Source organism: Mycobacterium sp. NGS34, from assembly GCF_059812845.1.
This window is the reverse complement of sequence record NZ_JCALDM010000007.1, coordinates 275,625-293,686: the sequence shown is the minus strand read 5'-3', so window position 1 is coordinate 293,686 and position 18,062 is coordinate 275,625. Positions and strand designations below refer to the sequence as shown.

Sequence of the window (18,062 nt, the reverse complement as noted above, 5' to 3'; positions counted from 1 at the left end):
CCACTAAAAGTGGCCCAAGGACGTCAGTACAGCGGGACCCAGACGCCGAAGAACCAGTAGCCCCACCCGCCGTAATACCAGTTGAAGACTGGGAAGACGGTGAAGGTGTTGTACTCGAACGGGCCGAAGTCGGACCGGGCGTAGACCACGTCGCGCGGCGGGCCGGCCCAGGGGCGGTTCCACCCACCGGGAGGCGGCGGGCCGTCCCAGCCGCCGGGGGGCGGGGGACCATACCAGCCGGGCGGGGCGTGGTGCGGGGCCGGGCCGTCGTTCCAGCCCCACCCGCGCGCCGGCGGCGGAGGCGGGGCGCCGCGGCCGACGACGCTGAATTGGATATCGCCCGCGGGGCCGCCGATTTCCGCGCTGGCCGAGACCAGGTCGCGGCGCGGGACGTAGGCCGGGTGGGGCGGCTGGGTGCTCGGCGGATTGAGCGCCGGGCGCGCCGCCGGGCTGGACGGCGTGGTGGTTTGTCCGCTCGCCGGAGCCGTGGTTTGGGCGCTCGGCGACGTCGTTTGCCCGCCCGGCTGGGTGGTCTGCGAGGTCGGCGGCTCGCTGCTCGGTGTCACTGACGGCTGCGTGCTCTTGGTGGTCGGCGGCTGGGTGGATTCCGTCGCCGGCGGCTGGGTGGATTCCGTCGCCGGCGGCTGCGTGGATTGGGTGGCCGGCGGCTGCGTGGATTGGGTCGCCGGTGGCTGCGTGGATTGGGTCGCCGGCGGCTGGGTGGCTTGGGTGCTCGGCGCGTGCGTCTGTGGCGGGTTCTGCGGGGCCTGCGTCGCTCCGCCGCCCCCACCGCCGCCGCCGTGGCAGTTCGGGCACGGGGGTGGGGGGTCCAGCGGCGCGGAGCTGGCGAACCCGGGGTTCAGGGCGGAGATGCTGAGCCCCGCCGCGACCGCGGCCGCGCTGACGATACGTTTCATAGACATAAGGTGCGTCCCCTTTTTGGGTGTCGATCGCCTGCGCTAGGGGCAGGTCACGTCCAGTTCGAATGGCTTGGTCACCTGCTGCGGCTGCTGCGGATTGCTCATATCGGTGCCGCTCGCCGTGCCCTTGATGGCGTAGGACTTGCCGTTGACCGCGGCCCCGGCGTTGCTGGCCTGGTTGGGGGCGGCGTCGGAGAAACCGAGCGCGATGCCGTTGACGCTGCCCAGCCCGACCGAATGGACGATCGGTGGATTGTCGTTGCTGACCACCGCGCCGACCCCGGCCGTCGGGTCGCCGATGCCGATGGTGGTGACGCCGTTGGCCGAGTTGCACGTGACCTGGCCACTGACGTTCTGGTTCTGGCCGTCGACGATGACCTGGGGGCCCGCCGCCGCCGGCGCGGAACTCGATGATGCTCCGGTGCTGGACTTGTTGCTCGAACAGCCGGCGCACGCCGCGACCACCACGGCCACGCCCGCTACCCCGACCACGATCCCACGCTTCACTACTGATCTCCTTGGTGTCGCTGGTTCGCTACCTTTTCGTTTGGCAGGCTCCGATGAACGGACGCCGCCGAGCGCCGCTGCGCCTGATACCCGTTCCGAACCGATTGCAAACGTCGATTCTCGGTTCGCCGGGTTCAGGGCAGTACGCGCAAGCCCCACCGTCCGAGCAGCGGATTCACGAGCGCGAAGTACGTCGTGTAATCGTCGCCGTCGGGTGACGACATCAACAGGCCGACGGCGCTGACGGTGCCGTCCGGGTTCTTCACGAAGCCGGGACTGCCGCTGTCGCCGTTGAGGCTGTACACGCTGGCTTCGACGACGTCGCCCTCGACCCCTTTGACGGCGCCACACGTCTCACCGGTGACCGCGCCGATCTTGCAGAACGGCATGCCGACCTGAATCTGGTTGGCGCCCAGCACGTCCCGGACGACATACCTGCCCCCGACGTGACCCATGGGTGCGCCGACGCTCGGATCGAGCCGGATGATCGCGGCGTCCCTGGTGTCGCCTTCGTGCTCGCTGGCCGTGATCCGGCCGAGGGGCACGTTGTCCCCGTAGGTCCATGCCGAGCCGTCGTGCGCGTCGCAGTGCCCGCTGGTCATCAGGTAATAGCCACCGTCGTCGCCCTGCGCAGCGAAACCCGCTGTGCACGTGCTGCTTTCGTCCTCGACCTTGATGCCCGGCTCCACGCCCGGATTTGCCCACACCGGGTTCGCCAATGCTGTCGCGACAATGACGACGGCACCGACCAGCCCCAACCCCCGCAACCAACGCACGGCCACGCCGCCTCTCTTCTCGTGTAGGGCAGCATGCTAACAGCAGCGGCTGAGTCGCGCCGAGCGTCTGCCGTAGGCTCTATCCGGTTCGGAGCGGAGGATGCGTGTTCGGTATCGGTAGCCGGCGGCTGGAGCGGAAGCTACGCCGGCGCGGAAAGGCGGCGATGGCCACGGTGCTGTCCACGCGCCGGGCGATGTCGGGGCTCTACAAGAGCAACGATCCGTTCTATCAGACCCCACCCACCCAAGCGACTCCGGATCTTTGGGCGATGACGGTCAGGGTGCAGCCCGACGGGGCGCCCGCGTTCGACGCCGAAATCGAGGCCTGGCTCTGGCAACGGGAGCGGCCCTGGCTCAATACGGTCGTGCCGGTGCTCTACGACCCCTCGGATCAGCGCAAGGTCGTGCTGGACCGGTCCCCCGAGGCCCAAAACGCCGCGCAGCAGGCGACTTTCGCGATGCGCGACCAATGGCTGGCGGAGCAGGCCCGCAGCCCGGTGGACCGGCTCACCGAACTCATGGATCTGCGCGATCGCGGCGTTCTCAGCGCCGAAGAGTACGAGGCCCAGAAGCGAAAATTGCTCGGACAGTAGGGAATTCGGGATCGATCAGCCGCCGACGTGGCGGGTGAGGAAATCCAGGACGGCCTCGGCGAAGATGTCGTTGCGGTCGCCGGCGACCATGTGTCCCGCGCCGCGCACATCGGTGAACTCAACCTGCGGGAAGCGCGCGAGGAACTCATCGGCGCGCTCCTGGCTGACCAGGTCGCTCACCTGGCCCCGCACCAACAGCATCGGCACGCCGTTGCGCAAAATCGCCTCGACAGCGGTGTGCATGCGGTCGGCGTCGGTGACCTCGAACGGGGGGTTCGGCGCAGTGCCACTGATGAATTGCGGATCCCAATGCCAATACCAGCGATCGCCGCGGCGGCGCAGGTTGGTGGTCAGGCCGTCCAGATCGGTGGGCCTGGGGCGATGCGGGTTGTACTCGGCGATCGCGTCAGCGACCTCGTCGAGCGACGCGAATCCCGATTCGACCCGGTCGGCCATGAAGTTGTGGATGCGGTTCGCGCCGGATTGCTCCATGTTGGGAACGATGTCGACGAGGACGACGGCGCTGGCGGTGCCCGGCGAAAGTTCCCCCTCCAGCAACATCGTGGTGAACCCACCCAGCGACGCGCCCACCAGCACCGGCCGCGGCGGCAAGGTGCGCAACACCTCTTGGACGTCGGCGGCGAAGCTGACCACCCGGTAGTCGCCCTCGCTGGACCAGTCGGATTCGCCGTGGCCGCGCAGGTCGATGGTGACGGACTGAAAGCCGCGCTCGGCGACGGCCGCGGCCGCCTTGGCCCAGGAACGACGGGTCTGCCCGCCGCCGTGCAGGAACACCACGGCCCGCGCCTCGGGATCGCCCAGGCGGTCGGCGACGATGCGGACACCGCCGGGGCCCTGGGTCGAGAACGTTTCAGGCGCGGTGGTCACCAGAGGATAGTAAGACCATCTCGGCATCTCCGGGTGTTTCCGGCGCCGAAGAGTTGCTGAGTCAGCCGGCGCGCCGACCGCCCCGGGAAGCCTTGTTGATCCCGACGTACTTGGTTATCCGCAGGAAAAGCCTGCCGAGCGGGCTTCCCGCCCGTTGCGAGTCCTTGATCCGGCCGAGGGTTTGCTCGCCCTCGACGGCGTAGTCCTTCATCGTTTCGTCGCCCTCTTCGGCGCGCATGCCTCATCTCCATCCGTGCTCGGGTCTGTCATGCCGGCGTCTCACGCTCGGGCGGGTCCGTGGGCGTCAGGCTGCTCCGGCGGGTCCGTCGGCGTGAGCCGTTCGGGTGGTTCCGCCGGCGTCAGCCGCTCCGGCGTCTCCCGGCGTACCGGGTTCGCTGTCGATCATCCCGAGTGCGTACCCGCCGGGCACGCGCATCGAAACGAGCCGGAACCCAATAGCGGCCTAGCCGAGCGTTTCCCAGAAGCCGGTCAGGGCCGCGGCACCGCGGGCCGGATCCTGCACCATCCACCAGTGCCCGAGCCCCTCGAGCACCTCGGTGCGCGCGCCCGCCCGGTCGGCGGCCCGGCGCCGGTTGTCGGCGACGCCGATGAAGGGGTCCTCGGTGGCCAGCAGCGAAAGCCCCGGTCGGGCCGCAGCCCGCTCCAGCTCCCGACCGGCCTCGGCCAGGGCGGGCTGGCGCGCCGAGCGGTACAACGCCAGGATGGCCCGGCCCATCTCCGGCCCCTGCTCCGGTGCCATCAAGTTTGCGATCTCGATGGGGATGCCGAGCGAGGCCATCCGTTCCGCGCGGTCCTCGTCCGTGCCGCCGAGCAGCGCGTCCACCAGCTCTTCGCCTTCACCCGGCGTCTGCCACTTCTGGGCGAAGTCGTGCCAGACGTAGTCGGGGTCGAACAGCCCGACGACGTCGCTGGCCCAGCTGCGCACGAGTTCCGGCCGGTGCATCACGGCGTTCACCACGTGCCCGCCGCCCCAGTCGTGCCCGACGAGGTCGATCGGTGGCTCGATGCGCTCCAGCTCGGCTTCGAGCCAGTCGCGGTAGTCCAGGTAGGTCGCCGCGAAACCGTCGGGCAGCGGAGCCCCGAACCCCGGCGGCGACAGCAACACCACATCCTGGCGCCCGAGGGCCTCGACCAGCGGCCCCCAGATGGCGGAGGTCTCGGGATTGCCATGCACCAGAACCAGGGTCATGGCGAACATCGTGGCACGACACGACGGTCCGGCGGGAGGGCCGGTCGCCCGGACGGCGCTTACACTCCTTTGATGCATCCTGGGCCGACCAGGCACGCAGCGATCAGAGTGCCACTCGCGGTCGGGCTGCTTGTCGCGCTGGTGATCGCCATCCTCGCGATACCGGTCAAGCAACGGTGCGGTGCGCCGGGCCTGTTTTGCGCGACGGCGGTCGATCCGCAGGGCAATATTCACTACTACTACGAGGTCGAACCGATCGGCGTGTACCTCGCCGAAATCATCGCGGGCTCAAACATTCGCCTCTACTACACCTCGGGCGAAGATTTGGTCAAGGCGGGCTAGGGGTCCAGATGTGGCGACATGCCAGCACCGCGGCAGCGGGGCTGCTCGTGACGGCGGCGCTGACTTCGAGCACGGCCGCCGGCGAGGTGGTGCTCGTCGTTACGCGCCAAAGCATGTGCGGCGCAAGCGGTTTCTGCCCGGCAGACCCCGCACCCGACGCCGGTGACCAAGCCACGGCCGAGCAGAAGATCAAAGACGGCTATATCCAGAAGCAAATCAATTGCACGCCAAGCCTGCCGCCCAATCCTCAGTCGATCACCTGGGATCCGCCGGGCTTCGCGCCGAACGTCGGCGGCTCCGGTGTCATCCGGGACGCCAATCCGCAATTGGGCGGCCAATACCGCGCCGACTATGTGAACGGCAAATGGCACATCGAATACCCGTATTGCTGAATCGGCTCGGGCAGCCAACATTTGATGCCGGAGCCATAACAAGTCGGGCTCGATCGTGACACCAGCGCGGTGAACCGCTGCGCCCTAGGCGGCTAAAAGCGCTGGTAGCAGCCCGATTGACGGCATAAAATCCGGGTATTCCCGGCGCGTGAGCCTGGTTACACCGGCCCTCTTGACTAGAGGGTTCTCAGCAAGCTACCGCATACTTGACGGCATGCTGCAAGCGACATCACCGCAAACCCCTATTGCGGTGGCGGGTGGTGCGCTGGTAACAGAACGAGGTTTTTGATGGCTCAGTCTGGCGGCGCACATCGTCGCCATCGCGCCGTTCGGCGACCGTCGCGCCTTCGCAAGGCCCTGACGCGCAGCCTGATGACGCTGGTATCGGTGGGGGCCGTGCTCATGACGGGCGCGGGATACTACGTCGCCCACGGCGCGCTGGGCGGCATCACCGTTTCGGACGCCCTGTCGTCGGAGGACCCGCGATCCAGCGGCAACAACATGAATATCTTGCTCATCGGGCTGGACTCGCGCAAAGACCAGGACGGCAATGACCTGCCCTGGTCGATCCTAAAGCATTTGCACGCAGGCGATTCCGATAACGGCGGGTACAACACCAACACCCTGATACTCATCCATGTCGGGGCGGACAACAAAGCCGTCGCCTTTTCCATCCCCCGCGACGACTGGGTGCCGTTCAACGGTGTCCCGGGATACAACCACATCAAAATCAAAGAGGCATACGGGCTTACGAAGCAGTACGTCGCGAACAAGCTCGCCAGCCAGGGCAGCATCACCCAGAAGGAACTCGAAACTCGGGGTCGCGAAGCGGGCCGCGCGGCGACGCTGCGCGCGGTGCGCAGCCTGACCGGGGTTCCGATCGACTACTTCGCCGAGGTCAACCTGGCCGGCTTCTACGACTTGGCCCAAACCCTGGGCGGCGTGGAGGTGTGCCTGAATCACGCTGTCGAGGACTCGTATTCGGGCGCGGACTTCCCCGCCGGCCGGCAGCGGCTGGATGCGTCCCAGGCGCTGTCGTTCGTCCGGCAGCGCCACGGCCTGGAAAACGGGGACCTGGACCGCACCCATCGGCAGCAGGCGTTCCTTTCGTCGGTCATGCAGGAGCTGCAGGCGTCGGGCACCTTCACCGACCTGGACAAGCTCAAGAGCCTGATGGCGGTGGCGCGCAAAGACGTTGTGCTGTCGGCCGGTTGGGACGAGGACCTGATCCAACGGCTGGGCTCGCTGGCCTCCAGCGGCAACCTCGAATTCCGGACGCTGCCCGTGGTGCGTTACGACAACATCGACGGGCAGGACGTCAACATCATCGACCCGGCGGCGATCAAGGCCGAGGTGGCCGAGGCGATCGGGGCGCCGCCGCCGACGACCACGCCCGCCACCACCGCCGCCAAACCCAGTCCGTCCACCGTCGTCGACGTGATCAACGCGGGCAGCATGAGCGGGATGGCCAGCGAGGTGTCCCGCGCCCTGAAGAAGCGCGGTTACACCGCCGGCCAAGTGCGCGACCGCAATTCGGGTGAGCCGACCGCCACCACCGTCGAGTACGGCGCCGGGGCCGAGACCGACGCACGCAACGTGGCCACCCTGCTCGGGCTCGACGCGCCCAAGCAACCGAACGCCGAACTCCAGCCCGGGCACATCCGGGTGACCGTGGATACCAACTTCTCGATGCCGTCGCAGGACGAGACCGCGATGGACGACACCACGACCACGACGACGACCAGCAAGTCGAACACCTACTACTACAACGGAACCACCACCACGTATCCGACGCCCGATCAAGGAAAACCGATGGCGGCCGGCGGCGTGCCGTGCGTCAACTAGCCAGCGGTTGATCAGGCGTGGGTTCCGCCGTCGATGCGGATCTCGGTGCCGGTGATCCAGGCGCCGTCGTCGGACACCAGCATGGCGATGACGCCGGCGATCGCGCTGGGCTCGGCCATCCCGGCGCCGCTCGATTCGACGGTGGTCGGCAGGATCGGCATGAGGCGCGGAAACAGTGACCAGTCGGCGTCTTTGGGAATGTATCCGCCTGTGGCGTCGGTGATTCCGGACTTGATGCTGCCCGGCGCCACGCAGGCCGCACGCAGGCCGTCCTTGGCGTATTCGAGTGCCAACGAATGGGTGAAGGCCTGGATGCCGCCCTTGCTCGCGGCGTAGGCCGCCATGTAGGGGTGGGCGAACGAGGCCGACGTGGAGCTGAAGTTCACGATGGCGCTGCGTGGATTGCCCAGCAGCGTCGGAAGCGCCTCGCGGACCACCAGAAACGTTCCGGTCAGGTTGATCCCGACGATCCGGTTCCACAGTTCGAGGCTGGTCTCGTGGGTGTGTGCGGCGCGCAGGATGCCGGCCGCGTTGACAAGGGAATCGAGCCCACCGAGCTTCTGGACCGCGCGGCGGACGCCGTCGATCACCGAGCCCTCGTCGCCGACGTCCATCGGCATGGTGGTGAGCCGGTCGGCGGTCCCGGCCTCGTCCGCGAGGGCCCCGGTGGCGGCCAGGCCGTCTTCCGCGACATCGGAGGCCACCACGGAGGCGCCCTCGTCGAGCAATCGCACCGCGCTGGCCTGGCCGATGCCGGACGCCGCGCCCGTCACCAGGATCCTCTTGCCCTCGAGTCGCTTCATCGCTCAGACCACCCCGCGTAGGCCTTCGGCGCCGAAGGCGGGTTCCAGCATCGCCGAGAAGTCGGGGCCGCGCCGCAGGATGTGGCCGCCGTCGACGTTGATGCACTGCCCGGTGATCCAGCTGGCCGCATCGGACAGCAAGAACATCGCCAGGTTGGCGACGTCCTCGACCTCGCCCACTCGTGGCAGTGGCGTGCATTGCCGGTAGTCGGCGCTCAGCTCCGGTGATTCCGTAATGGGCACAACGAGATCCGTGCGGATCAGGCCGGGACGGATGCTGTTGACCCGCACCCAGGACGGGCCCAGCTCGTCGGCCGCCAGCTGCATCATGTGGTCGACGGCCGACTTGGTGACACCGTAGGCGCCGAACCACCGATGGGTGTTGCTGGCCGCGATCGACGAGATCCCGACGAACGAACCGCCGCCGCCCCGAACGAGTTCGCGTGCGGCGTGCTTGAGCACGTACATGGTGCCGTTCACGTTGAGGTCGACCGTGCGCCGCCACGCCTCCGAGTCGATCTGGGTGATCGGCCCGATGGTCTCCGATCCGCCGGCGCAATGCACCACCCCATGCAGCCGGCCGTGCCAGGCCGTCGCGGCGTCCACCGCGCGGGCGGCCTCCTCCTCGTTGGTGATGTCGGCCGGCTCGTAACGGATCGCGCCGCTCGCCTTGAGTACTTCGATCTCTTGGACCGCGGTCGCCAGCCGATCGGCGTTGCGGCCCACGATCATGACGGACGCCCCGGACGCCACCAGCCCGGCCGCGACCCCCTTGCCGATCCCGCTGCCACCACCGGTCACCAGGTACGTCCGGTTGTCGAAAGAAAGCTGCACGCCGCGTCCCTTCACGCCGAAACTGAAACGGGTTCTAGCATAGGCGAGGGGTCACAGCCGCCACACGGGTCACGCTATGGCGTATCGCGGCGGGCAATCTGCGTGGGCTTGGCGTCGCGCCAGTCCTCGACGTCGGGCGGCAGGCCGACGGCGTACCTGTTCTCGTTGTGGGCTGCCCAGTGCGCATGGCCCAGCTCGTGAATGTGGAACGCGTGCCGCAGCGCCTCGGTGAAACCCATCGCGTCGGAGGCCGCGTTCACCGAGTCCTTGACGAGCAGCGCCGCCATCGTGGGCCGCTCGGCGATGCGCCGGGCGAATTCCAGCGTCTTGTCCGCCAGCTCGTCGACCGGGAACACCTTCGACACCATGCCCAACTGGTAGGCCTCGTCGGCGTCCAGCGCATCGCCGGTCAAGAGCAGCTCCTTGGCCTTGCGTGGCCCGAATTCCCAAGGGTGGGCGTAATATTCGACGCCCGGCATCCCCAGCCGCACGGCGACGACGTCGCTGAACTTCGCGTTGTCGGCCGCCACGATCAGGTCGCAGGCCCAGATCAGCATCAGGCCCGCCGAAATCGCGTTGCCCTGCACCTGGGCGATGGTGATCTTGCGCAAATCGCGCCAGCGGCACGTGTTCTGGAAGAAGTAGTGCCACTCCTGCAGGTAGATCTTTTCCGCAATGGGATCGCGGGTGCCGCCGTTGATGCGGAAGCTCGGCAGCTGGCTGCGCTCGGCGATCGCCAATTCCGAGCCCAGGTCGTGACCGGCGGAGAAGTTCTTGCCGCGCGCCGCCAGGATCACCACGCGCACGGTGTCGTCGGCCTCGGCACGCAGGAACGCCTCGTCGAGCTGGACCAGCAGCCCGCGGCTCTGCGCGTTGTGCGCCTCGGGCCGGTTGAGCCAGATCCGGGCGATGCGGCCGTCATCGAGGGTTTCATAGGCCACCAGCTGATCGGCGCCGGTCGCCTGGGTGCCGGCCTGGTCGGAGAGTGTCATTCCGCCCACCTACCTTTAGTCATCGGGGTCATCGGGCTCCGTTACAAGTTGGGGCCGATCCGTAAATGCCGGACCGACTCTCTGCAGATTACGGCCACTGCCGAAGACGCTGATCGCTGGGTGGATCGAGCGAGGGCCCGACACCGGCCAACGCACTGGTGGCGGCCCGCCGAGACGCTACTGACCAGCCATTTCAGCGGCTGCGCGCCGGCCGTCGGTGAGAGACGCCTGCGCGCGAATATCGACGTCGCCTACAGTTGTGTTATGCCTACGAAATCTGATCCTGGCGAACTCGGCGATGTGGAGCCCCTGGCCGACAGCACCGCGAGCCAGGCCAGGCGGGTGGTCGCCGCGTACGCGAACGACGCCGACGAGTGCCGCGTCTTTCTGTCCATGCTCGGCATCGGACCTGCAAAACACGACACATAAATGGCTCCCGGCGGAAGCCAGCAATTCGGCAATTCGGATTTCGTAGTCGTCGCCAATCGGCTGCCGGTCGACCTCGAGCGCCTTCCCGACGGAACCACCACCTGGAAACGCAGCCCCGGGGGCTTGGTCACGGCCCTGGAACCGCTGCTGCGTCGCCGCCGCGGCGCGTGGGTGGGGTGGCCCGGCGTCGCCGATGACGACGACGAGCTGGACTACGAGCCGATCGTCCAGGACGACCTGCAGCTGCACCCAGTGCGGCTGACGTCCGACGACGTCGCCGAGTACTACGAGGGATTCTCCAACGCCACGCTGTGGCCGCTGTACCACGACGTCATCGTCAAGCCGATCTACCACCGCGAATGGTGGGAGCGCTACGTCGACGTAAACCGCCGTTTCGCCGAGGCCACGTCGCGCGCGGCGGCCCGCGGGGCAACCGTGTGGGTGCAGGACTACCAGCTGCAGCTGGTTCCCAAGATGCTGCGCGAACTCCGGCCCGACCTGACCATCGGTTTCTTCCTGCACATCCCGTTCCCGCCGGTGGAGCTGTTCAGGCAGCTGCCGTGGCGCACCGAGATCGTCGAGGGCCTGCTCGGTGCCGACCTGGTGGGCTTCCACCTGCCCGGCGGCGCGCAGAACTTCCTGGTCCTGTCCCGACAGCTGATCGGGGTCAACACCTCCCGCGGCTCGGTCGGGGTGCGGTCGCGTTTCGGCGAGGTGGAGCTGCCGTCCCGAACCGTGCGGGTGGGCGCCTTTCCGATCTCGATCGACTCCACCGCGCTCGACCACGCGGCCCGCGACCGCGACGTGCGGCGCCGCGCGCGGGAGATCCGCGCCGAGCTCGGCAACCCGCGCAAGATCCTGCTCGGCGTCGACCGGCTCGACTACACCAAGGGCATCGACGTTCGGCTGAAGGCCTTTTCGGAGCTGCTCGCCGAGGGCCGCGCGAAACGCGACGACACCGTGCTGGTTCAGCTCGCGACGCCCAGCCGCGAACGCGTGGAGAGCTACCAGATCCTGCGCAACGACATCGAGCGCGAGGTCGGCCACATCAACGGCGAGTACGCCGAGGTGGGGCATCCGGTGGTGCACTACCTCCACCGGCCCGTCCCGCGCAACGAGCTCATCGCGTTCTTCGTCGCCAGCGACGTCATGCTGGTCACCCCGCTGCGCGACGGGATGAACCTGGTGGCCAAGGAGTACGTCGCCTGCCGCAGCGACCTCGGCGGGGCGCTCGTCCTGTCCGAATTCACCGGTGCCGCAGCCGAACTCCGGCAGGCCTACCTGGTCAACCCGCACGACACCGATGGCGTCAAGGACGTGATCGAAGCGGCGCTCAACCAGTCCCCCGAGGAGGGACGCCGCCGCATGCGTGCGCTGCGCCGGCAGGTCCTCGCCCACGACGTGGACCGCTGGGCGCGGTCATTCCTCGATGCGCTCGCCGAGTCGCATCCGCGCGATTCGAACTAGCCCACCTGCCTGAACGCGGCCCCATCCACCGTTGCAACGGCTGGTTGGCCGTGCAGTTAGACGGGCGGCATTTCCACCGAATATGACTGTTGGGGTTCCCTCTATTTGCTGCGAAAACTTTCTGAAGGGCAGGTCATTTACGAGCGCACCGACGGAGCGCCGGGCTGCGCCGACCAAATCAATCACCGGTGATGTCTTGATCAGTTGGCAGAACCGGACGTACGATGCAATCTGCCTAAAGAAAGGACGGTAGGAATCGAAATTAATTCCCGAATCGTAGCTGAGCGCGGCACGATAACCCCTTCTGGAAACGGCAGTTCATTCACATGGTCCGCCGTTTCGTCGTTTCCCAAGCCCCAGAAGTAGTGCGAACGTTCACATGGAATGTTGGCGTTACATGTCCCATAGATATCGCTGTACGCAAGGTTTCAACTCAACGGACGAATGATTCTTTTGGTTTGTTGACCACGCTATTCGCGTACTTCGAAATGGCAGAACGCCAAAAGGATAAAGCGACACTGACCGCTAGAGGTCGCCCGGCGGACGAAATCGTTGTCCGCAATAGAATGCCAGCGCGGTACGAAATAATTGTTGGCCCGTGGCGCCACCAATCGATTGCTTGCCGGAGCCGGTGAAAGATTGTTGTCGATGGCGGCAGGTTCGAGTTGCGAATCCGCGCCGGGAAGCCAGCGAAAATGGGCGGCTTGTTGTAGACGCGTAGCGCATAAATGGGCGTGTGCTGCGCACTTTCAGCGCGGTGTCAGGCCGGTCGCGAGCTCGGTGAGCGGCCGCCGAACCAGGGTTCTTGCTGGAATGGTGAATTTGCTGTAACGACAGCGATGAGCTGCTGTCGTTTCTGTTTTTCTCGGTGACCAAACAGGCGAAAGCCGAACTGTCGGGAGGTGCGGAATGTCGTTTGTGATCGCAGTGCCGGAGCTGGTGACAACGGCGGCGACAGATCTGGCGGGCATCGGGTCCGCGATCAGCGCGGCCAGCGCGGCCGCGGCGCCGCCCACCACAATGGTCTTGGCCGCGGCCTCCGACGAGGTGTCGGCGGGCATCGCGGCCGTGTTCGGCGAGCACGCCCAGGCATTTCAGTCAATCAGCGCGCAGGCGACGGCGTTTCACGACCAGTTCGTCAAAGCCCTCAATTCCGGTGCGGGAGCATACGCGGCCGCCGAGGCCGCCAACGTCTCACCGCTGCAGATCCTTCAGCACGATGTGCTCGGTGTGATCAACGCACCGACCGAGGCGCTGTTCAAGCGACCGCTGATCGGCAACGGCGCCAACGGGGGAACCGTCAACGGGGTGGGGCAGCCCGGCGGCGCCGGCGGGCTGCTGTTCGGCAACGGCGGCGCCGGCGGCAACGGCACCAACCCTGGAGCGCCCGGCGGTGCGGGCGGGCACGCCGGCCTCATCGGTAACGGCGGCATGGGCGGGCAGGGTGGGACCGGCGGGATCGGTGGCTTCGGCGGCCGGGGCGGGTGGCTGATCGGTTCCGGGGGTGCGGGCGGAGCCGGCGGGAGTGCCACGGCCGTCGGGGGAACCGGCGGCATCGGCGGTGCCGGCGGAAACGCCCCGATGTTCGGCCACGGCGGCGCGGGCGGAGCCGGCGGAAGCGACGCCAACGGTTTCGGCGGGTACGGCGGTGCCGGCGGCAGCGGCGGGTGGCTGCAAGGTTCCGGCGGCGGGGGCGGGGCCGGTGGGGCCGGCGATACCGCCGGCGGTTTGGGTGGCAACGCCGGAAATGGCGGGTGGTTGCAGGGCAGCGGCGGCGCCGGCGGGGCCGGCGGGACCGCCACCGGCGCCAACGGGATCGGCGGTTTCGGCGGCCACGGCGGCAAGGGCGCGTGGTTGCACGGGAACGGTGGCACGGGCGGGACCGGCGGCGACGCCACCGGAACCAATGGACACGGCGGCAGCGGCGGGGACGCGGGTACCGCCGGGGTGTTCGGCAACGGTGGTCACGGCGGCCAGGGCGGCTCCGCATTCCTCGGGTTCGGCGGGAACGGCGGCGAAAGCGGCAACAGCGGGATCGTGGGCGATGGCGGCAACGGCGGCGACGGTGGGGCCGGGTTGTTCGGCGGCCGCGGAGGCGACGGCGGAAACGTCAAGCTGTTGGGCGGCGGTGGTGCGGGTGGCACCGGCGGTGCCGGCAGTGGCCCGGCCGGTGTTGGCGGCGCCGGCGGGAAGGGCGGCGGGACCGGGATATTCGCCCACGGCGGCGCCGGCGGCACGGGTGGCGCCGGATCCGGCACCGGCGCCGGCGGGTCGGGCGGCGACGGCGGGTCCGGCGGGCTCTTCGGCGGAGGCGGCCGAGGTGGCGACGCCGGCAACGGTGCCGCACCCGCCAGCGGCGGGCGGGGCGGCGACGCCGTGTTCATCGGTAACGGCGGAAACGGCGGGAACGGCGCGGACGGCGGAAACGGCGGCAGCGGCGGCTTTGCCGGGCCGTTCGGCCACAGCGGGGCCCAAGGGTTGCCCTAGACCCGCCGGACCCATGGTGCTACCACCGAAACGCTGTGATACTCAATGCAGCGTAGAGGGAGGAACGTCATGAAGCTCCGTCGTAGCCTGGCCGCCGGTGCCGGCATCTGCTCGGTCGTCGCGCTCGGGATCGCGTTGGAATCCGGCGAGCCGGCCGGTGCCGTCGCGCCGCCGGCGGACGGGAACTACTCCTTCAACCAGGCGGGGGTGTCCGGCGTGACCTGGACGATCACGGCGCTGTGCGATCAGGTGAACGGAAGCCGCTACTACAAGGACTATTCCAACCCGGACATCATGGCGGACTTTTGCGCCCTGAACATCGTGAGCGCGACCGACGAACGGATCAGCCGGCAGGACAAGCTGCAGAACTTCAGCGGCAGGGCCCGGCTGGTGAGCCAGCGGTGGACCTTCAAGGTCGACATCGCCGACGGCGTCTCGTGCCCGGGCGGTGGCACCGCGTCGTCCACCGAGACCTTTGCGTTTGACGACGAGACGCTCACCGGCACGCACACCAGTCTGCACGGGCCCGAGTGCGGCCTCGAGTCGGCGATGAGCAAGCAGCCCTTTTCCTTGGCGCTCACCGGGCCGCCACCCAGCCCAATCGAGCGTTATCCGTTGCGGTGCAACGACATTGCGATGTGCTTCTGAGACCGATCTAGATCGGCGTGATGTAAGCGATCAGCCACTGCTTGCCGACTTTGGTGAAGTCGACCCGCAGTCGGCTGCCGTCGTACAGCGGCTGCCGCGACTTGTCGGTGACAGTGCGGTTGAGATAGACCATCACCGACGCCGAATCGCGCTTGGCGGACATGACGCCGACGCCAACGACATTCGCCTGGACGACGACCTCGCGCTTCTTCGCCTCGGGAATGATCTGCGCGTTCGCGCTCTTCTGGAACTCCTGGCGGTAAGTGGGCGTCAGCAACGGGTAGGCGGCCGAGAGGCTGCGTTCGACGGTCTGGTAGTCGTAGGCGAACACCTCGGGTATCTCCTTGGCGGCCAGCCCCGGCAGCACGGCCCGCGCGGCCGCCTCGCCGCGCGTCTGCACCCGCTCCCAGTAGAACCAACCGGCCGCCGCGGACAGGCCGACAAAGGCCGTCACCAACAGGGAGCCCGCTGCGGCGATCAGCCACCGCATCAGTTACCCCCGTCCGGATACTTCAGGTCGTAGCCGGTCATCCGGCCCTGCTCGTCCTCGTGCACGACCACGCGCAGCCGATACGGCATGGACGGCTTGTTCGTCCCGTCGATGTCGGCGACCGTCACCCGCACCGACACCAGCACCGACGCGTTGTCGGTGACCGAATCGATGCCCTCCAGCGCGGCACCGTTGACGACGGCTTCCGACGTCGCGTTGGTGGAGCGGAACAGGCCCTTGAGGTTCTCGATGTTGTTGTTGGCGCCCAACATTCCGCGCAGCGGGCCACTGGTGCCGTTGTAGAACCGGTTCACGCTCTCGTCGATGTTGTCCTGCTTGTAGCTGAACATGTTGACCACCGTCTGCGTGGCGGTATCGACGAAACGTTGATCGCGAGCCTGCGCCGCGTCGGCATGCCGCTGCGAGACGATCAGCGCGACCAGGCAACCGGCCAGCGCGCCGACCGCCACCAGGGCGGCGGCGAACGACGTCCATAACACCAGGGCGCGGTTCGGCCGGCGCCGCGGCGGCGGCTTCACCGGCTTGAGGGTTGCGACGGGTTTCGCGGGCGGCTTCGGCTTCGCCTTCGGCGCGGCCGCAACCTCGACCGTGACCGGAGCGTCCTCGCGCTCCTCCCCCTTGGCCGGCCCCGCCGCGCGCGATGCGCGGCGACGCACCCGCCGCGTCGCCGTTTCCGGCACTTCTGGGGCCACTACATCGGCCTTGGATCAAGCATCAGGTCCACCCAATTCTCGGCGCTGGATGCGCCACTGGCGCCGGCCGCGAAAGTACCAGTGCCACCGGCCGGGTCCACAAACGCCCCGGTGCGCTGGTCATAGGTGGTGTAGGCCGGCCCGCTGGCCTGCGGAGGCGGACCCTGCGGCGGCCCCCAGGGCTTCTCCGGGCCCGGACCCGCCGGCGGAGGATTGACGCCCTCCGGCGGAGCCGGCGGTGGGAGCCACTTGGGATAGGGAAGCATCGGCGGCACCGGTGGGACGCCCGGCGGCATCCACGACGGATTGCCCGGCGGCGGCGGCCTGTCGTTGGGCGGCGGCGGATCGTAGGCCGGCTGGTGCGGCGCCGGACCCGGCCCCGGCACGACGCCGGGCGGGGGCGGCCCCACAATGGGAACGCCCGGATCGGGGTCGGCGCCCGGCGGAATGTACGGGAACTTGTTGGGCGGCAACACGTTCAGCCCGTTCGTCACCGGGGTGTCGTAGGGCACCGGAGGGCCGCGCCACGGGTTGCGGCCGACCGGGACGTAGCCCTTCGGGTCGCGGCAGAGCTGGATCGTCGGCGCCCGTTTGCCGGGGAACTCCTGGCATGGATAGTTGCGCGCGCCGCGCACGGTGCTGGGGTCGTTCTGCGCCGTCTTGCAGTACATGTCTCTCGGAAGCTCGCGCAACGTCTCGTCCGCCGGCGTGCGCATCAGCGGCGGGGGCAGGAAGCCGACCGCGCAGGGGGGCGGGTCGTTGAGGTCGAGCTTGAAGTCCAGCTTGGCGCCCTCGTCCTGTGGGGCGCCGCCGGCGGCCGTGGTGATCGCCGCGAACAGCGGCGGCAACACCACCAGCAGCTGCTCGATCGACTTGTGGTAGATGACTCCGACCCGGCCCAGGTTCGCCAGGCTGGCCGCCAGCGCCGGGAAGGACGGGCGAATCCCGGAGAACGCAGTGCTGGCCTCGTCGGTCGCACCCGGGGCGGTCGCCAGCGTCTCGCGCAGCTGCGGGTCGGCCTGGCGCACCTCGGAAGTGAACCGCGCCAAGCCATCCGACAGCGACTTCACGTCGGCGCCGGCACGAATCTGGGCCTGCAGGAACGGGCCGGCCTGATCGATCAGCTGCGACACCTGCGGGTAGTTGGCGTTGGCCTCGTCCACCAGCAGCCGGGCGGACTCGATCAGCCGGGCCAACTCGGGGCCCGACCCGTTGGCCGCAATGAACGTCTCGTGCAGGAGTTCGCGCAACCGCGTGTCGCCGAGGCTGTTGACCAATGCCTCGGCCCGCTTCAACAGGTCGGCGACCTCCTGACCGATCCGGGTGTTCTGCCGGTCGATCCGGGATCCGTTGTGCAGCTTGGTCGATGCCGGATTGCCCGGCGGCACCAGGTCGATGTACTGCTCACCGACGGCCGAGACACTCTTCACGGTGGCGGTGACGTTCGACGGGATGGGCGTGCCACTGTTGAGGCGCATCTCGGCGATGACGCCATTGGGGCTCAGGCCCACCGATTCCACCCGACCGACCGCGACCCCGCGGTAGGTGACGTTGGCGTTTTTGTACAGGCCGCCCCCCGCGACGAAATCGGCGCTGACGCCGTACGTCCCGAGCCCGAAGGTGGCGGGCAGCCGCAGGTAGAAGATGGCCATCACCGTCAGCGTGACCGCGGTGATCACCGCGAAGATGCCGAGTTGGACCCTGGTGAGCTTGTCGATCATCCGCG

The 18,062-nt window shown here is 68.2% G+C and carries 20 protein-coding genes; 8 read left to right on the top strand and 12 right to left on the bottom strand.

All coding sequences use genetic code 11. From position 1 onward, the window contains the following. Positions 1 to 23 precede the first annotated feature (23 nt). The 3 genes from AC5Y7V_RS19575 to AC5Y7V_RS19565 all read right to left on the bottom strand — a co-directional run bounded on the left by AC5Y7V_RS19575 (position 24) and on the right by AC5Y7V_RS19565 (position 2,209). Positions 24 to 917 carry an MAP_0585 family protein gene (locus tag AC5Y7V_RS19575; RefSeq protein ID WP_499881686.1) on the bottom strand — a complete coding sequence of 298 codons (894 nt, stop codon included), beginning with the start codon at positions 915 to 917 and terminating at the stop codon, positions 24 to 26. 42 nt (positions 918 to 959) lie between these two features. After that, complete coding sequence (locus AC5Y7V_RS19570) at positions 960 to 1,427, bottom strand: lipoprotein LpqH (protein ID WP_499881685.1); 468 nt, start codon at positions 1,425 to 1,427, stop codon at positions 960 to 962. Positions 1,428 to 1,561: 134 nt separating this feature from the next. Next, positions 1,562 to 2,209, bottom strand: coding sequence for a S1 family peptidase (locus tag AC5Y7V_RS19565; RefSeq protein WP_499881684.1), 648 nt, complete (start codon positions 2,207 to 2,209; stop codon positions 1,562 to 1,564). A gap of 98 nt (positions 2,210 to 2,307) precedes the next feature. Here AC5Y7V_RS19565 and AC5Y7V_RS19560 point away from each other — a divergent pair, with 98 nt between their 5' ends. Then, positions 2,308 to 2,796 (top strand): SHOCT domain-containing protein, encoded by a 489-nt coding sequence (locus AC5Y7V_RS19560; protein WP_499881683.1) that lies wholly within the window; start codon positions 2,308 to 2,310, stop codon positions 2,794 to 2,796. Positions 2,797 to 2,811: 15 nt separating this feature from the next. Here the strand turns inward: AC5Y7V_RS19560 and AC5Y7V_RS19555 are convergent, their stop codons facing one another. The 3 genes from AC5Y7V_RS19555 to AC5Y7V_RS19545 form a co-directional block, all read right to left on the bottom strand. Beyond that, complete coding sequence (locus AC5Y7V_RS19555) at positions 2,812 to 3,711, bottom strand: alpha/beta fold hydrolase (protein ID WP_499881682.1); 900 nt, start codon at positions 3,709 to 3,711, stop codon at positions 2,812 to 2,814. Between the two features lie 34 nt (positions 3,712 to 3,745). Continuing rightward, positions 3,746 to 3,922, bottom strand: coding sequence for a hypothetical protein (locus AC5Y7V_RS19550; protein ID WP_499881681.1), 177 nt, complete (start codon positions 3,920 to 3,922; stop codon positions 3,746 to 3,748). Between the two features lie 225 nt (positions 3,923 to 4,147). Continuing rightward, positions 4,148 to 4,894 carry an alpha/beta fold hydrolase gene (locus AC5Y7V_RS19545; RefSeq protein WP_499881680.1) on the bottom strand — a complete coding sequence of 249 codons (747 nt, stop codon included), beginning with the start codon at positions 4,892 to 4,894 and terminating at the stop codon, positions 4,148 to 4,150. A gap of 72 nt (positions 4,895 to 4,966) precedes the next feature. On the opposite strand from AC5Y7V_RS19545, the gene AC5Y7V_RS19540 reads away from it, so the two are divergent. The 3 genes from AC5Y7V_RS19540 to AC5Y7V_RS19530 all read left to right on the top strand — a co-directional run bounded on the left by AC5Y7V_RS19540 (position 4,967) and on the right by AC5Y7V_RS19530 (position 7,473). Then, positions 4,967 to 5,236, top strand: a complete 270-nt coding sequence (locus AC5Y7V_RS19540; RefSeq protein ID WP_499881679.1) for a hypothetical protein — start codon at positions 4,967 to 4,969, stop codon at positions 5,234 to 5,236. Between the two features lie 8 nt (positions 5,237 to 5,244). Further along, positions 5,245 to 5,628 carry an integrase gene (locus tag AC5Y7V_RS19535; RefSeq protein ID WP_499881678.1) on the top strand — a complete coding sequence of 128 codons (384 nt, stop codon included), beginning with the start codon at positions 5,245 to 5,247 and terminating at the stop codon, positions 5,626 to 5,628. A gap of 288 nt (positions 5,629 to 5,916) precedes the next feature. After that, entirely contained in the window at positions 5,917 to 7,473 is a 1,557-nt protein-coding gene (locus tag AC5Y7V_RS19530; RefSeq protein ID WP_499881677.1) for an LCP family protein, read from the top strand. Positions 7,474 to 7,484: 11 nt separating this feature from the next. Here the strand turns inward: AC5Y7V_RS19530 and AC5Y7V_RS19525 are convergent, their stop codons facing one another. The 3 genes from AC5Y7V_RS19525 to AC5Y7V_RS19515 all read right to left on the bottom strand — a co-directional run bounded on the left by AC5Y7V_RS19525 (position 7,485) and on the right by AC5Y7V_RS19515 (position 10,102). Continuing rightward, positions 7,485 to 8,276, bottom strand: a complete 792-nt coding sequence (locus AC5Y7V_RS19525; RefSeq protein ID WP_499881676.1) for an SDR family NAD(P)-dependent oxidoreductase — start codon at positions 8,274 to 8,276, stop codon at positions 7,485 to 7,487. Positions 8,277 to 8,279: 3 nt separating this feature from the next. Continuing rightward, positions 8,280 to 9,110, bottom strand: a complete 831-nt coding sequence (locus tag AC5Y7V_RS19520) for an SDR family oxidoreductase (RefSeq protein WP_499881675.1) — start codon at positions 9,108 to 9,110, stop codon at positions 8,280 to 8,282. A gap of 74 nt (positions 9,111 to 9,184) precedes the next feature. Further along, on the bottom strand, positions 9,185 to 10,102 hold the full coding sequence (locus AC5Y7V_RS19515; RefSeq protein ID WP_499881674.1) for an enoyl-CoA hydratase: 918 nt from the start codon (positions 10,100 to 10,102) through the stop codon (positions 9,185 to 9,187). A 264-nt stretch (positions 10,103 to 10,366) separates the two neighbouring features. Between AC5Y7V_RS19515 and AC5Y7V_RS19510 the strand changes: the two genes are divergently transcribed. From AC5Y7V_RS19510 to AC5Y7V_RS19495, 4 genes are all read left to right on the top strand, one after another. Further along, a complete protein-coding gene (locus AC5Y7V_RS19510; RefSeq protein ID WP_142281923.1) occupies positions 10,367 to 10,531 on the top strand; it encodes a hypothetical protein in 165 nt (54 codons plus the stop codon). After that, positions 10,532 to 11,998: an alpha,alpha-trehalose-phosphate synthase (UDP-forming) gene (locus tag AC5Y7V_RS19505; protein ID WP_499881673.1), complete on the top strand. Its 1,467-nt coding sequence runs from the start codon at positions 10,532 to 10,534 to the stop codon at positions 11,996 to 11,998. Between the two features lie 909 nt (positions 11,999 to 12,907). Then, positions 12,908 to 14,485 carry a PE family protein gene (locus AC5Y7V_RS19500; RefSeq protein ID WP_499881672.1) on the top strand — a complete coding sequence of 526 codons (1,578 nt, stop codon included), beginning with the start codon at positions 12,908 to 12,910 and terminating at the stop codon, positions 14,483 to 14,485. A gap of 69 nt (positions 14,486 to 14,554) precedes the next feature. After that, positions 14,555 to 15,133 carry a hypothetical protein gene (locus tag AC5Y7V_RS19495; protein ID WP_499881671.1) on the top strand — a complete coding sequence of 193 codons (579 nt, stop codon included), beginning with the start codon at positions 14,555 to 14,557 and terminating at the stop codon, positions 15,131 to 15,133. A 7-nt stretch (positions 15,134 to 15,140) separates the two neighbouring features. Here AC5Y7V_RS19495 and AC5Y7V_RS19490 read toward each other — a convergent pair whose 3' ends face one another. From AC5Y7V_RS19490 to AC5Y7V_RS19480, 3 genes are read right to left on the bottom strand one after another with little or no spacing between them, the layout of a single operon-like run. Further along, positions 15,141 to 15,623: a mammalian cell entry protein gene (locus tag AC5Y7V_RS19490; RefSeq protein WP_499881670.1), complete on the bottom strand. Its 483-nt coding sequence runs from the start codon at positions 15,621 to 15,623 to the stop codon at positions 15,141 to 15,143. After that, entirely contained in the window at positions 15,623 to 16,336 is a 714-nt protein-coding gene (locus tag AC5Y7V_RS19485; protein ID WP_499881669.1) for an Rv1363c family protein, read from the bottom strand. Before AC5Y7V_RS19485 ends, AC5Y7V_RS19490 begins: the two co-directional genes overlap by 1 nt. Next, positions 16,336 to 18,057, bottom strand: coding sequence for a virulence factor Mce family protein (locus AC5Y7V_RS19480; protein WP_499881668.1), 1,722 nt, complete (start codon positions 18,055 to 18,057; stop codon positions 16,336 to 16,338). The genes AC5Y7V_RS19485 and AC5Y7V_RS19480 overlap by 1 nt, the downstream gene beginning before the upstream one ends. Positions 18,058 to 18,062: the final 5 nt, after the last annotated feature.

Excerpts from the sequence above, each read along its gene's own strand:
- AC5Y7V_RS19575 (WP_499881686.1), bottom strand. The coding sequence starts at position 917 with ATGAAACGTATCGTCAGCGCGGCCGCGGTCGCGGCGGGGCTCAGCATC.
- AC5Y7V_RS19555 (WP_499881682.1), bottom strand. The coding sequence starts at position 3,711 with ATGCCGAGATGGTCTTACTATCCTCTGGTGACCACCGCGCCTGAAACG.
- AC5Y7V_RS19550 (WP_499881681.1), bottom strand. The coding sequence starts at position 3,922 with ATGCGCGCCGAAGAGGGCGACGAAACGATGAAGGACTACGCCGTCGAG.
- AC5Y7V_RS19545 (WP_499881680.1), bottom strand. The coding sequence starts at position 4,894 with ATGACCCTGGTTCTGGTGCATGGCAATCCCGAGACCTCCGCCATCTGG.
- AC5Y7V_RS19540 (WP_499881679.1), top strand. The coding sequence starts at position 4,967 with ATGCATCCTGGGCCGACCAGGCACGCAGCGATCAGAGTGCCACTCGCG.
- AC5Y7V_RS19535 (WP_499881678.1), top strand. The coding sequence starts at position 5,245 with ATGTGGCGACATGCCAGCACCGCGGCAGCGGGGCTGCTCGTGACGGCG.
- AC5Y7V_RS19530 (WP_499881677.1), top strand. The coding sequence starts at position 5,917 with ATGGCTCAGTCTGGCGGCGCACATCGTCGCCATCGCGCCGTTCGGCGA.
- AC5Y7V_RS19525 (WP_499881676.1), bottom strand. The coding sequence starts at position 8,276 with ATGAAGCGACTCGAGGGCAAGAGGATCCTGGTGACGGGCGCGGCGTCC.
- AC5Y7V_RS19515 (WP_499881674.1), bottom strand. The coding sequence starts at position 10,102 with ATGACACTCTCCGACCAGGCCGGCACCCAGGCGACCGGCGCCGATCAG.
- AC5Y7V_RS19510 (WP_142281923.1), top strand. The coding sequence starts at position 10,367 with ATGCCTACGAAATCTGATCCTGGCGAACTCGGCGATGTGGAGCCCCTG.
- AC5Y7V_RS19505 (WP_499881673.1), top strand. The coding sequence starts at position 10,532 with ATGGCTCCCGGCGGAAGCCAGCAATTCGGCAATTCGGATTTCGTAGTC.
- AC5Y7V_RS19500 (WP_499881672.1), top strand. The coding sequence starts at position 12,908 with ATGTCGTTTGTGATCGCAGTGCCGGAGCTGGTGACAACGGCGGCGACA.
- AC5Y7V_RS19495 (WP_499881671.1), top strand. The coding sequence starts at position 14,555 with ATGAAGCTCCGTCGTAGCCTGGCCGCCGGTGCCGGCATCTGCTCGGTC.
- AC5Y7V_RS19490 (WP_499881670.1), bottom strand. The coding sequence starts at position 15,623 with ATGCGGTGGCTGATCGCCGCAGCGGGCTCCCTGTTGGTGACGGCCTTT.
- AC5Y7V_RS19480 (WP_499881668.1), bottom strand. The coding sequence starts at position 18,057 with ATGATCGACAAGCTCACCAGGGTCCAACTCGGCATCTTCGCGGTGATC.